10 protein-coding genes are annotated in these 12,802 nt (G+C 66.0%); 4 read left to right on the forward strand and 6 right to left on the reverse strand.

Annotated elements, in window-relative coordinates; translation table 11 throughout:
* Positions 1–5 precede the first annotated feature (5 nt).
* The 6 genes from C484_RS12195 to C484_RS12220 all read right to left on the reverse strand — a co-directional run bounded on the left by C484_RS12195 (position 6) and on the right by C484_RS12220 (position 7,245).
* Positions 6–1,172, reverse strand: coding sequence for an acyl-CoA dehydrogenase family protein (locus C484_RS12195; RefSeq protein ID WP_006826237.1), 1,167 nt, complete (start codon positions 1,170–1,172; stop codon positions 6–8).
* 135 nt (positions 1,173–1,307) lie between these two features.
* A complete protein-coding gene (locus tag C484_RS12200) occupies positions 1,308–3,035 on the reverse strand; it encodes an acyl-CoA synthetase (RefSeq protein WP_006826238.1) in 1,728 nt (575 codons plus the stop codon).
* A gap of 241 nt (positions 3,036–3,276) precedes the next feature.
* A complete protein-coding gene (locus C484_RS12205; protein WP_006826239.1) occupies positions 3,277–4,716 on the reverse strand; it encodes a UbiD family decarboxylase domain-containing protein in 1,440 nt (479 codons plus the stop codon).
* On the reverse strand, positions 4,713–6,290 hold the full coding sequence (locus C484_RS12210; RefSeq protein WP_006826240.1) for a UbiD family decarboxylase: 1,578 nt from the start codon (positions 6,288–6,290) through the stop codon (positions 4,713–4,715). The genes C484_RS12205 and C484_RS12210 overlap by 4 nt, the downstream gene beginning before the upstream one ends.
* Positions 6,287–6,859, reverse strand: coding sequence for a hypothetical protein (locus tag C484_RS12215; RefSeq protein WP_006826241.1), 573 nt, complete (start codon positions 6,857–6,859; stop codon positions 6,287–6,289). Before C484_RS12215 ends, C484_RS12210 begins: the two co-directional genes overlap by 4 nt.
* Positions 6,860–7,050: 191 nt before the next feature.
* Complete coding sequence (locus C484_RS12220; protein ID WP_006826242.1) at positions 7,051–7,245, reverse strand: cold-shock protein; 195 nt, start codon at positions 7,243–7,245, stop codon at positions 7,051–7,053.
* Between the two features lie 364 nt (positions 7,246–7,609).
* Here C484_RS12220 and C484_RS24355 point away from each other — a divergent pair, with 364 nt between their 5' ends.
* From C484_RS24355 to C484_RS12240, 4 genes are all read left to right on the forward strand, one after another.
* Positions 7,610–7,804 (forward strand): hypothetical protein, encoded by a 195-nt coding sequence (locus C484_RS24355; RefSeq protein ID WP_006826243.1) that lies wholly within the window; start codon positions 7,610–7,612, stop codon positions 7,802–7,804.
* Between the two features lie 152 nt (positions 7,805–7,956).
* Positions 7,957–8,421, forward strand: a complete 465-nt coding sequence (locus C484_RS12230) for an Lrp/AsnC family transcriptional regulator (protein ID WP_006110605.1) — start codon at positions 7,957–7,959, stop codon at positions 8,419–8,421.
* 305 nt (positions 8,422–8,726) lie between these two features.
* Positions 8,727–10,226, forward strand: coding sequence for a proton-conducting transporter transmembrane domain-containing protein (locus C484_RS12235; RefSeq protein ID WP_006826244.1), 1,500 nt, complete (start codon positions 8,727–8,729; stop codon positions 10,224–10,226).
* Positions 10,219–12,801: a DUF2309 domain-containing protein gene (locus C484_RS12240; RefSeq protein WP_006826245.1), complete on the forward strand. Its 2,583-nt coding sequence runs from the start codon at positions 10,219–10,221 to the stop codon at positions 12,799–12,801. The genes C484_RS12235 and C484_RS12240 overlap by 8 nt, the downstream gene beginning before the upstream one ends.
* Position 12,802: the final 1 nt, after the last annotated feature.

The raw sequence follows: 12,802 nt of genomic DNA on the forward strand, positions 1-12,802 counted from the left end.
GTAGATCAGTAGGACTTCGGGAATCCGAGCTGCTGGCTGATGTGGTTGTACGCCATCTGCTGGGAGACCGGTGCGAGCCGGGTCAGGTTGATCTCTCGCCACCAGCGCTCGACGTCGTACTCCGTGGCGTAGCCCCAGCCACCGAAGGCCTGCATGGACTGCTTGACGGCCTCGATGCCGGCTGCGACAGCGGTCGCCTTCGCAACGTTAGTCTCGTAGCCGCACTCCTCGCCCTGATCGTAGCGCCAGGCCGCCTTCTCACGCATGAGTGCGGCGGTCTCCATCTGCGCGTAGGCCTTCGTAATCGGGAACGAGACGCCCTGGTGGGAGCCAATCGGCGCGTCGAACACCTCCCGCTCGTTGGCGTACTCGATCGCCGTGTTTGCGGCGAGTTTGCCGATCCCCGTCCCCGCCGCGGCGAAGCCGATTCGTTCGGGGTTGAGCATGTCGACCAGCACCCACCAGCCGTCGTCCTCGTCGCCGAGCATGTTTTCGGCAGGGACGCGGACGTTCTCTAAGAAGACTTCACAGGACTTCGAGTAGTTGATCCCGTGCTTCTCGATCGGCGAGACGTCGATGTTCGGGTCGTCCATATCGACGATGAACAGGCTGATCCCGTCCGTCCCGCGGTCGACCTCCTCGCGGGGCGTCGTCCGCGTGACGATGATCATGTTCTCGGCGCGATCCGAGAACGTGATCCAGGCCTTCTGGCCGTTGAGGACGAACTCGTCTCCATCTTTTTCGGCCTTCGTTGCCACGTTCAGCGTGTTCGTCCCCGCCTCGGGTTCCGTGATCCCGATCGAGAAGTTGCGCTTCCCGTTCGCGATGTCCGGGAGGTAGGTCTCCTTTTGCTCCGCAGTACCGTACTCGCGGATGCCGACCGCGGCCATCCCCGCCGTAAGGACCAGGTACCAGGTTCCGGCCATGCCACAGCCCTCGGCGCAGAGGGTCTCCATCGCCAGTCCCATTTCCTGCATCCCCATGCCAGCACCCTCGTACTCCTCGGGGATCAACAGGCCGTGAAAGCCTGCGTCCGCGAGTTCAGCCCAGAAGGCTTCGGAGAACTCGCCCGCTCGTTCTTTCTCGCGCCAGTGCTCGGGTCCGTACTCGGCGGCGACGTCGGCCGCCGTCTGTCGGATCATCTCGCGTTCCTGCGTGGATTCGAAGTTCATGGTGTTCTTCGTTGTGTCTGATTTCGTCGTCGCTGTCTCGCGTCGATTGCGGGTCTCGGTAGTTGTTCCTCAGGACCCGCCATCCGCTGCTTGCTCCTTGCGACTCGTTACTTGCTTCTCGCTACTCGCTACTCGCTATTCGGCCTCCGCAGCCGCCTCGTCCTGTAACTCCGTCCGTCGAATCTTCCCCGTCACCGTCTTGGGCAACTCCTCGCGGAACTCGACCTCGCGAGGGTACTCGTGGGCGGAGAGTTCGGACTTGACGTGGTCCGTGATCTCGTCTTTGAGCGATTCCGAGGGCGTCGCGTCGCCGCCCGGCACCACGTACGCCTTCACGATGTTGCCGCGCTCGCGGTGGGGCTTCGGGACCACGGCCGCCTCCGCGACTGCCTCGTGCTCGCCGAGCGAACTCTCGACCTCGAAGGGGCCGATGCGGTAGCCCGAGGAGAGGATCACGTCGTCCGCCCGCCCCTCGAACCAGAAGTAGCCGTCTTCGTCCTTGTGCGCGAGGTCGCCCGAGAGGTACCACTCGCCGCCAGCCGTCTCGTCTGGCGAGGATCGCATCGTTTCACTCTGCTCACCGCCGTCGGGACCGTCAATGAAGCAGTCGGCCGTCTTGTCGGGCTTCTCCCAGTACTCGGCGAAGAAGCAGGGGTAATCCCCGCGCTGGGCGATCTCGCCGGTCTCGCCGGGGTCGAGCACCGCGCCGGTTTCGGGATCGACCACGTCCGCCTCGATGCCGGGCAGCGGTTTCCCCATCGATCCCGGCCGGACCTCCATCGTCGGGTAGTTGTTGATGATCATGTTCCCCGTCTCGGTCTGGCCGTAGGTGTCGTGGATGGTGACGCCGAGGGTCTCCTCGCCCCACTCGACGACGCCGGCCGAGAGCGGTTCGCCGATCGACAGCGCGTGGCGCAGGTCGAGTGCCGTTCCCTCGAGAACGGTTTCGTTCTCCCGGAGCATCCGGTAGGCCGTCGGCACCGAGAAGAGGACGCTAATCGGGTAGGTGTCGAGCAGGTCGGCCCACGTCTCGGGGTCGAACTCGCCCTCGTAGGTGAACAGGGCGGTGCCCCGGAACCAGGCCCCGAGGGTATTGATGGGGCCGGTCAGCCAGCCGAGGTCGCCCGTTGACCAGTACAAATCACCCGGCTGGAGGTCGGCGGCGTAGCGCTGCGTCGTGGCAACGCCGACAACCCACCGGTGTTTGTGCAGGACGCCCTTCGCCAGTCCGGTCGTTCCGCTGGTGTAGTACAACAGCGCGTCGTCCTCGCCGCTCGTCTCGGTCGTCTCGTACTCGCGGCTCGCTCGCTCCATGGCCGCGTGGTAGCTCACGTCGCCGCGGCGCAGCCCCGTTCCGTCGTCGCTGACGACGATGACGTGCTCGACCGACGGCGCGTCTTCGAGCGCGGCCTCGACGGTGTCTCGGTTGTCGGCGGTCGTGATGATCGCCTTCGCGTCGCAGTCGTCGAGTCGGTAGGCGATGCCGTCCGGCCCGAACCGCTCGTTGACACCGCCGAAGACGGCACCGCGTTTCAGCGTCCCGACGAGCGCCACGTAGTGTTCGGGAATCCGTGGCAGATACGAGAAGACCCGGTCGCCGCGCTCGATCCCGAGTTCAGCGAGGAGATTCGCGAACCGGTTGGTTCGCTCGGCGAGTTCCCAGAAGGAAAGCGTCGTCAACTCGCCGTCCTCGCCGACCTGGTAGAGCGCCACCTTCTCCTTGTTTTCGGCGTGGCGATCACAGACCTCGTGTGCGATATTTATTCGCTCCGGGGCGTCCCAGTCGGCTTCCTCGTAGCTGTCGTCCCACGAAAACGCCTGGCGCGTCTCGTCGTAGGCCGGCAGGTTGTGGTCTGCTGGCATACTCCGAAGCGGTTACTCCGGTCGTGATAACTGTTCCGGTAATTTTTGCGCCATCGAGCGGAACAATGAATTGTGTTCATTGCCGAGCAGCCAGCATACCCCGACGCCCGCTTGCGTAAACAGTTTCGTATACGCAAGACTCGACCGCAATTGCCCGCAAACTGATCACGAATCGAACTCGCAGAATCGGGTCGACGCTACTCGTCCAGTCCTCCCACCGATCCAGCACTGACGGCACACGCTAGCTCCCGGAGTCGCTCACTTCTTCGAACGCACCGTCGGACTCGAAGCCGAGTTCAGCCCATGAGTCGCGAACCGCCGTGCGAATCTCCGGCGGATAGGAGTCGGTGACCGACACGCGCGGCGCGACGAACTCGTCCTTCCAGCGGGGGTCCCAGGTGGCATCGACGTACAGTCGCGCGCCCGTCTCGTCGTCCCGGCTGTAGGTTGGCAGCCGGGCGGCCGGGGCGTCGGCTTCGCTGAACAGCCAGTCCCGAGAGGGGTGGGCTTTGACCCAGCTATCGCCGAGCACTTGCCCGAGATTTCGCGGCCCGGTTTCGGTGTCGACGACGATCACCTTGTCGAAGCAGTCGGACAGCGAAAACAGCAGGTTCGCCAGTTGCCACTCGAAGCCGGCGTAGAGGATTTCCGAGGCGACCAGACAGAGCCCGAGTCGCCCCTCCGCCGGGAGCAACAGCCAGTCGACCGGTGACACGCCCCAGTAGCTGTTGACCCGATCGTACAGCGTCGCCGACAGCGAGAGCGCCGCCAACTGGAGGTCGTCCGACAGTGCCGCTCCGAGCGGCGTGTACGGCACGACAGGGTCCTCGCGGGAGAAGACGGCCTCGGCGTTGATCGTCAGCGTCGTACTCGGGACCAGGTGCTCCCAGAACTCGCGCTTCTCGGACCGGGTGTCGGGCTGGCGGTCCGCAACGGCGGTCTCGATGATGACCTCCGCTGAACTCGGGACGACGCCGCCCGCGGTGGGAATGAGCGGGACCGTCGCACCGACGCCGCGGTCCTCGATCGGCGTCGCGAGCCGGTCGGTGATCGCAAGCAAATGCGCCGCCGCGAGTGCTTCCGATGGGACACCGAGCGCGATCGTGGCGGACACGCCCGTTGAGAGCCGATCGTGGGCGGCGATCGCCTCGGGAACGCGGGCGCGGATCGTCCGTCCGTCGAGGATCGTGCCATGAATCGGTGCCCAGTACGATCCCGCGTCGGTGCCGATCGAGAGCACGCCGAGCGTGAACCGCGGCCAGGCCTCGTCTGGCGGCGTCGGCAAGTCCAGTTCCCGCACGCCGAGTTCAGTCGCCGCGGCGGCGCGCTCGACGTAGGTCACGTCGCGTTCTGCCCGTCGCTCGCCGAGTGCGAGCAGGGTCTCGAGTACGTCGACGTACGCCGGATCGCGGTCGACTCCGAGGCCGAGCCCGAGACGGGTCCAGGGATACTGGCTGCGGGGCTGTCCCCGCGTTCGACCGCGCGTCTGGTCGATACCGCCGTAGACGCCGCTCGCGAGTTCAACGCCGGCTCGCCCATCGGTCGTCAACTCGATCGCGGGACCGTCGGCTCGAAGCGCCTCCGCGGCGACGACCTGCGGGGAGAGATCATCGGGTCGGTCGAGCGCGCAGCAGTCGTCGGTTCGACGGAGGAACTCGAGGTGATTCCGGAAGGCGGTCATCGGTTTGATCGCTGGGTTGTGGTCTCAGTGTCGGTGGTAGTGCTGGTGCTGGCGTCGGCGCGGATGTCGGTGTCTGTGTCGGTCACACAGTGGGGCTCGATCGTCACATCGACGCCGGCCGCCGAGAGCAGGTCGCGGGCACGCTCGCGGTCCTCAGGTCCGCCGATCGCTCGCATCGGTCGGTCTCCGTCCGAACATGCATCGACGTACGCCTTCGCCGTCTTCGACTTCGAGGTCCCGACCGCTGCGTTGCCTTTCTCTTCAGGCGTCTGGTAGATGTTCAGGGGCACCTTCGGCATCCGCTCGACGCCGAATTGGTGGAAGTCCGCCGCCGGATCGGCGTGCAGCGCGAGCGCTTCCACCACCGCGCGCGAGTTCAGTGGATTAACATCGGCGTCGACGAAGACGAAGAAGTCGATGTGGAGCATCCCCCAGGTCGTGAAGATGAAGTTCGCGAGTTCGTGCAGGTAGCCCGCGTAGGGGCGGTCCGTCGCGATCACCCAGACCGTCCGCTCGGTGAACGGCCAGGGGGCAGCCATCGCCACGTCATAGCCCGCGGCGCGCAGTCCGAGGGTTGCGTCCGGCCCGCCCGCTGCAACCTGGAGCGAACTCGTCGAGTTCTCGGCATCGCCGACGCCCGATCCGGCCACACAGAAGGGGAGATACGGCTGCTTGCGGTGGGTAATCGCGTCGACTGCGAGGACGGGCATCGATCGCCGCGGGCCGTTGACGTAGCCGAAGTAGTCGCCGAACGGCCCCTCGTCGAGGCGTTCGTCCGGCAGCACGCGGCCCTCGATGACGAGTTCGGCCGACGCCGGGACGCGGAGGTCGTTCGTCTCGCAGGGGACGAGGTCGACCGGCGATTCCTGGAGGCCGCCGGCGAACGTCGCTTCCTGGCGGCCGACCGGAATCCACATCTCGCTTGCGGCCGTTACGGCTGGCGGCGCACCGACCGTGAGCGCGACCGGCATCGCCTCGCCGCGGCGCTCGAACTCGTAGTAGTAGCGATTCGGCAACTGTTCGCCGGCGAGAAACAAGAGACTCGCCTGCGAGCGGCCGTGGATCATCGCGCGGTGGCGCGACCACCGGCCCCACGCGCCGTCCTGATCGGGCGCGACGAGCGTCGTCAGGGTCGCGTACCGACCGCCGTCTTGCTGGTGGATGTACGGCCAGGGGAACTCAAGCAGGTCGGCCGCCGAGCCGGTTCGGATGACTTCCTTGCAGGGAGCCATCGCCGGATCGACGACGGCCGGTTCGCGCTGGTCTGCGAGTCGATCGATCACCCGTTCGTAGTACGCCGGTCCCGACAGCCCCGCCGGATCGGACAGTTCGAACGCCCGCGCGAGGTGCTCGAAGACGCGCCCGCGCGGCCCTCGGTAGGGATCGCCGACGAGGCGGGCGTCCGCGCCGTCGAACTCGACGGTTTCGAAGATCGGAATCCGCTCGTCGGTGGTGTTCGCCCGCATCGTAATCGCGCTCGCCTCGAGATCCCACGAGACCGACGTCTGGATCTCGTTGACCGCGCCGGCATCGGTGAGCAACCGCAGAAAGTCTCGAAACGTCTCGGCGGTCATCTGGCCCCGGATCGGTCGGTTTCCGTCTCCTGCTCCGTCACCACGACGGCGGGCTCGTCGGCGTCTGAGCCGGTGTTGCTATGGTTCGCATCCGCGAGCGCCTCCCGCAACGGATCCGCGTCGTAAGCCGTCCGGATCTCGTCGTAGGCTTCGAGCACCGCCGGATCGCGGTCGGCGAGGTGCTCGAACAAGATCGCTCTGACGGCCGCCGACGTCGACTCGTAGCGGCCGGTCTCGACGAGATACCGCAACAGAACCGTCAGATCGTCGGACCGGGTGTTGACCACGTTCGAACGCTCGCGCTGTTCGCGCGCGAGTCGCTCGAGTTGCTCCCTCTCGACCGCCTCGTCGACGAACTCGACGTACCACTGTTCGGTCGTGTTCTCGTGCGGCCCCCTGACGACCGACAGCGGCTCCGGGTCGTCGAGCCGAGCCGACTCCCTCGCGACGTGAACTCGCGCCTCGAAGATCTCCTTCGTCTCCGGGTCGCGGATCTGAAGGTGCGTTACGGTCTCGTCCGCCACCGTCTCCGGCAGATGCTCGTCGGCGGTAATGTACTGGTTCGCCATAGTCGAGTGGATTGGATCGTAGCCGCGTGTGCGACGCGATCCGCAAGTGAACTACCTCGGGAGTACAGAGCCGAGCGAGATAAAAGGTCGCGTTCACGTCTGTGCGGGGACGCTCGTCTGTCGCTTGCAAGCGCCGTCGCTCACCGGAAGTAAAATACTGCAGTCAAGTGCCGATACCGTACGAATCCGCCTTACAGGCGCTCGACGTTCGTCGCGCGCGGGCCCTTGGGGGCCTGCTCGATCTCGAACTCGAGTTCCTGTCCTTCCTCAAGGTCCGGGCCGCCGATGTCTTCCATGTGGAAGAACACGTCGTCGTCCGCGTCCTCAGTCTCGATGAATCCGTAGCCGCCAGTGTCGTTGAAGAAATCAACGGTTCCTTGCGCCATTGCCTCTAAAGAGAACGCCCCTGTATGCATAAACCCTGCGACTCGACGGATCTCCGGATAGATCGTTCGTACGTCCTCTTTTGGCGAGTTCAGACGAATCGCGGATGCTCCGATGCCCTGGTGCGGTGAACTCGAGTACAGTCGCCCAAACGCACTCGCCGTCTTCGAGACGGTGGTTCGGTATCGGACGCTACCAGCACAAACGGACAGGCCAACCGCGTCGTAGCACCTCGTCTCGAACCCGATAGCGCTTCATCGCCCTCGCTTTCGATTCGACTGGCCAACCGATACCGCGTCGCAGAACGCGGGTCGCCTACGTACTCCGGGACTGAAACTATATGCTTTGGGAGTGCTACCATTTGACATGGACGGGGTCTTAAACGAAACAACGAACACTGTTCACAAGCACAGGACCGGCCGCTCCGACTTCAGAACACACTGCGGCGCGACATCGCACGTTACTCACGACCGACTCCGCCTCGTCTCGATCGACCGGACGACGACGGACCGAAACGTCTCCCGGTGTGGTCGCTGTTTCGCCGATGCAGGCGGGTACTAACCGAGTCGCTGCTGTCCTTCTCTTCGAGTCGAGAGCGAGACGTGCGAGGCCGGCTCGAGACCGGCGAGCGCCGGTCCGTCGGACTCGGACCCGGACCCGGTCCGCGGGACGCAGGCGAAGTCCCTTATATTCGCCGGTCGAAACGACGCGGTATGTCCGAGTACGAGCTCGACGCGGTCGACCGGGAGATCCTCTACGCGCTCCAGGAGGAGGCCCGGAACCTTTCGTCCGGCGAGATCGCCGAACGGACCGACGCGTCCTCGAGTACGGTCCGCAAGCGCATCCAGCGCCTCGAGTCGGAGGGCGTCATCAAGGGGTACAGCGCCAATATCGACTACATGAAGTCCGGGTATCCGATCCGGATGCTCCTCTTCTGTACGGCGCCGATTCCGGACCGAGGCGACTACATCGACGACACTCTGGACATTCCCGGCGTCGTCTCGGTGCAGGAACTGGTAACGGGCGAGGAGAACCTCCTCGTAACGGCCGTCGTCAAGAACGACCGGGACATCACGCCGATCGCGCAGGAGATTTCGGACATGGGCCTGACGATTACCGACGAGGTGCTCGTGCGCAGCCACGAGTCGACCTCGTTCGACGAGTTCTCCGCGGAGTGACCGCACCGGTGCGGATTCCCGGCTCGATTTTTATACCACCTCTTCTCGCCCGCCTTCGACGATAATGGCGGGTGAGCGGCGTCTCGGTCGTGCCAGCGCGACTGGCCCTCCGGATCGTCGTCGGATCGGCAGGTTCGTTCACGGCACTTTTTGCGGCAGACCATGGTGTTCACTCACACGGTATTTGACGAACGATTTGTTCGAACAGCAGGATATAATAACCAGGGTGTTCAAAGAGCTGGTAACGCGACCAGACGGATCGACCCGTATGAACGCCCGCGCTGGTCGAAGGTGATACTCGACACATGACCGACGAACGCTCGATCGACGCCGTACAACTCTCGGAACTGACGACGACGGACGATTCGGTCGTCCCCCGGGCGTCGACGCGGCTGGTTTGGGCGCTGTTTCTCTGTAGCGTCGGCGTCCTCGCGCTGACGGTCAACCGCGGCGAGCCGTGGACCGGCGTCGACTACGTGGTCGTCGACGGCCTGACCGCGGTGCTGTGGATCGTGGTCACCTTCTTCAGCGGCATCGTCCACAGCTACTCCCGGCGCTACATGGCGGGCGACCGCGACCTCGAGCGCTTTTTCGCCCGCGTGCTCGGGTTCACGCTCGTCGTGATGGCGCTGACCGCGGCCGATCACGTCGCGCTGTTCGCGGCGGCGTGGCTCGCGATGGGGCTGCTGATGGCCGGCCTCATCGGCCACGTCCGCGACTGGGAGCAGGCCCGGGCCGCCGGTTCGCTTGCGCGTCGCTACTTCGTCGCCAGCAGCGCGGTACTCGCCGGCAGTCTGGCGCTGCTGGCCTGGGACACGGGAACGACATCGATCGCCGGCATCCTCGGCGGCCTCGAGGAGGTTTCCGCGACGGTCGGCCTCGTCGCCGCCAGCGGGATCGTCCTCGCGGCACTGATCCAGTCGGCGCTAGTCCCGTTCCACGGGTGGCTGCTGTCCTCGATGACGGCGCCGACGCCGGCCTCGGCGCTGATGCACGCCGGCTTCGTCAACGCGGGCGGCGTCCTGCTGACCCGCTTCGCGCCGCTGGTTTCCGACCACCTCGCGATCATGTCGGCCGTCGTCGTCCTCGGCGCGGTCAGCGCCCTGCTGGGGCAGGCGATGTTGCTCGTCCAGACGAACGTCAAGCGCAAGCTCGGCAGCTCGACGATGGCCCAGATGGGCTTTATGATCCTCCAGTGCGGTCTCGGCTTCTTCGCGGCCGCGATCGCCCACCTGATCCTTCACGGCTTCTACAAGGCCTACCTCTTCCTCTCGTCGGGTGCCGCTGTCGAGGAGGCCGCGCCCGCATCGACGGCCAAACACGCCGGCCACACCGAGTTCGGCTTCGCGAGCGCCGCCGTCAGCCTGGCGACGGCCGTCGGCGGCGGCGTGCTCTTCGGCGCCCTCACCGGGAAGGCGACGGGCCTGGCGTTCGACAGCGGGACGATCCTGACGCTCGTGGTGGTCCTGACGACGCTGACCGCAGCGCGGGACATCCTCAACCGGACGACCCTGCCGCGGGCGGTTCGGTTCGTCAGCGTCCCGCTGGTCGTTCTCACCGCGATCGGCGGCTACGCCCTGCTGTACAACGCGATCTCGTCGGTGGTCCCCTCGGCGATGACCCACACGTCGACCGACGTGACGATCGCCCACGGCCTCGTCGTCGCCCTGTTCGTCGGGGCCTACCTCGCGACTGAACTCGGGTGGCACCGCTCGAGTGAGCGCCTCTACGTCTCGCTGGTGAACCTCTCGCAGCCCGATTCCGCGACCGTGCTCACGACCAAGGAAGAGTACAACGATGTCTAAGCAGCCTTCCCAATCCGAACTCGAACGCGACGCCCAAGCCGAACAGATGCTACAGCAATCCGATCAGGTGACGGACCGCCTCGAAACTGGCCCCGACGCCGATCAGGACCCCATCGCCGCGACGATCGAGCGCGCGGTCGATCGGGTCGGGGCCGTCTGGCCGCTGTATTCGTTCGTCACGGCCAACCCTCTTTCGGGGTTCGAGGACCAGCCGTTCCATCGAGCCGTCGCCGACGGCGAGCGCCTGTTCGGCGGACGGGGGTATCCGCACCCCGACATCTTTCGCACGGCCTGGGAGCGCGGCCAGATCGATCCCGACGTGCTCGCTGTTGAACTCGAGGCCCACGGGATCGATCGCGATCCTGAGGCCCTCCTCGAAGAGATGGCCACGGCCGAAGCGGAGCGCGACGCCGACACTGAGTCCGACGAGGCGACTGAGATCCTTGACCGCGTGCTCTCGAAGTGGCTCGCCGCCTTCCTCGACGAAGGGCAGGCCAAGTGGCCGATGCCGAACCGCGAGGAGGGGTTCTATGCCGCCTGGCGCTCGGTGGTCCCCTACGACGGCGACGTGCCCGGCTGCGACGACTCGTCGGACCTCCCGGAGACGGCGACCGAGGCGCTCGAGTCGGTCCTCGACGAGTATCCCGAAGGCCGGTGGATCGACATCGCCGAGCACCACTTCTCCGCGCTGCCGGGCTGGACCGGGTTCATCAAGCAGCGCGTCGACGACGACACCGACCCCTGGCAGTCGACGTATCCGATCACGCTGCGCGAGTACCTCGCGGTGCGGCTGACGCTCGCGGAGTTGCTGGACGCGCCGATCGAGCCCTCGAGCGACGACGAGCGCGGCGCCGATGCTGGCGACGAGAGTGAGGGTGAGGACGAGGTGCCCCCGCTCTCCGAACGTTGGCTGACCGCCTGGGAGAAAAGCTATCGCGAGCGCCTGCTCGAGCAAATCGACGGGTCGGTGACCGACCCTGCTGACGCGGGCGAGTCATCGCGGCCGGCCGCCCAACTGGTGTTTTGCATCGACACGCGCTCGGAGATCATCCGCCGTTACATCGAGGGGCAGGGCCGCTACGAGACCCACGGCTACGCCGGCTTCTTCGGCGTCCCGATGCGGTACCGCGGCTACGACGCGACCGCCGCCGTCGACGCGTGTCCGCCGATTGACGACCCCGAACACCGCGTGGTCGATCGGCCCGACGACGAAGAGACGGTGACGAAACGCGACCGCTGGACCGGCCTCGCGACGGCGACCCGGAAACACTTCAAGCGGCTCAAGGCTAACGTCGTCGCCGCCTTCCCGTTCGTCGAAGGCGGCGGCGCCGCGTACGGCTCGGCGATGGCCGCGCGGACGCTCGCCCCCTCGGCGATCGCCTCGCTCGAGAACGCCGTCGAGGAACGTGTTCCGAGCCAGCACGAGTTCTGTTCGCCCGCAATCGACCACACCGATCACGATGACCACGCCCACGCGGACCACGACCTTCCGCAGGGCATGCGCCCCGAGGAGAAGGTCGAGTACGCGGAGAACGCCTTCGCGCTCATGGGCTGGACGGAGTTCGCCCGCCTGGTCGTTTTCACCGGCCATGCGAGCGAGACGACGAATAACCCGTTCGACTCGAGCCTCGACTGCGGGGCCTGCGCCGGCAACCCCGGCGGCCCGAACGCACGCGTGCTCGCCGAAATCTGCAACGATCCGGACGTGCAAGCCGAGCTTCGCGAGCGGGGGTTCACCATCCCCGAGGATACGGTCTTCCTCGCGGGCGAGCACAACACGACGACCGACGAGATCACCCTGTTCGCCGAGGGTGTCCCCGAGAGCCACCGCGAGGACCTCGAGCAGTTGCGGGCCGACCTCGAGCGCGCACAGGCCGGTGCGGCGGCCGAGCGCCTCGAGTCGATGACCGACGATACCGATGTCGACTCCCGGGAGGCCGTCGCCGAAGTCGAACGGAAGGCAGCCGACTGGGCGGAAACCCGCCCCGAGTGGGGGCTGGCCGGCAACGCCTCGTTCGTCATCGGCCCGCGCGAGTTGACCGACGATGAGAACTTAGACGGCCGCGCGTTCCTCCACTCCTACGACTGGACGACCGATCCCGAGGGCGAGGCGCTGGAGGCCATCATGACCGGGCCGCTGGTCGTCACCCAGTGGATCAACAACCAGTACTACTTCGCGACGGTGGACAACGGCGTCTACGGCAGCGGCTCGAAGGTCACGCAGAACCCGCTCGGCAACGTCGGCGTCGTGCAGGGTAACGGCGGCGATCTGATGACCGGTCTCCCGCTCCAGTCGCTGCAGCGCTCCGACGACGAGCCGTACCACCAGCCGCTCCGCCTGACAGCGGTCATCCACGCGCCCCGTGAGCGTGTGACCGACATCCTCCGTCACCACGAGGACGTCAAACGGCTGGTCGACAACGGCTGGATCGGCGACCTGACCGTCATCGATCCGGAGCGCGATAACGAGGCGTTCCACTATCGGGGCGACCTCGAGTGGACGGCGCAGTCACAGACGGCACTGTCGGCCCGCGATCAGGGACAGGGACGGATTTCAACGGCGGCGCAGGATTGAT

Origin of the sequence: Natrialba taiwanensis DSM 12281 (assembly GCF_000337595.1) — an archaeon.
GTDB classification, from domain to species: domain Archaea; phylum Halobacteriota; class Halobacteria; order Halobacteriales; family Natrialbaceae; genus Natrialba; species Natrialba taiwanensis.

What these genes read in the sequence shown, in the direction of transcription:
- C484_RS12200 (WP_006826238.1), bottom strand. Translation starts at nt 3,035, where the DNA reads ATGCCAGCAGACCACAACCTGCCGGCCTACGACGAGACGCGCCAGGCG.
- C484_RS24355 (WP_006826243.1), top strand. Translation starts at nt 7,610, where the DNA reads ATGGACGGGGTCTTAAACGAAACAACGAACACTGTTCACAAGCACAGG.
- C484_RS12195 (WP_006826237.1), bottom strand. Translation starts at nt 1,172, where the DNA reads ATGAACTTCGAATCCACGCAGGAACGCGAGATGATCCGACAGACGGCG.
- C484_RS12205 (WP_006826239.1), bottom strand. Translation starts at nt 4,716, where the DNA reads ATGACCGCCTTCCGGAATCACCTCGAGTTCCTCCGTCGAACCGACGAC.
- C484_RS12215 (WP_006826241.1), bottom strand. Translation starts at nt 6,859, where the DNA reads ATGGCGAACCAGTACATTACCGCCGACGAGCATCTGCCGGAGACGGTG.
- C484_RS12240 (WP_006826245.1), top strand. Translation starts at nt 10,219, where the DNA reads ATGTCTAAGCAGCCTTCCCAATCCGAACTCGAACGCGACGCCCAAGCC.
- C484_RS12210 (WP_006826240.1), bottom strand. Translation starts at nt 6,290, where the DNA reads ATGACCGCCGAGACGTTTCGAGACTTTCTGCGGTTGCTCACCGATGCC.
- C484_RS12220 (WP_006826242.1), bottom strand. Translation starts at nt 7,245, where the DNA reads ATGGCGCAAGGAACCGTTGATTTCTTCAACGACACTGGCGGCTACGGA.
- C484_RS12235 (WP_006826244.1), top strand. Translation starts at nt 8,727, where the DNA reads ATGACCGACGAACGCTCGATCGACGCCGTACAACTCTCGGAACTGACG.
- C484_RS12230 (WP_006110605.1), top strand. Translation starts at nt 7,957, where the DNA reads ATGTCCGAGTACGAGCTCGACGCGGTCGACCGGGAGATCCTCTACGCG.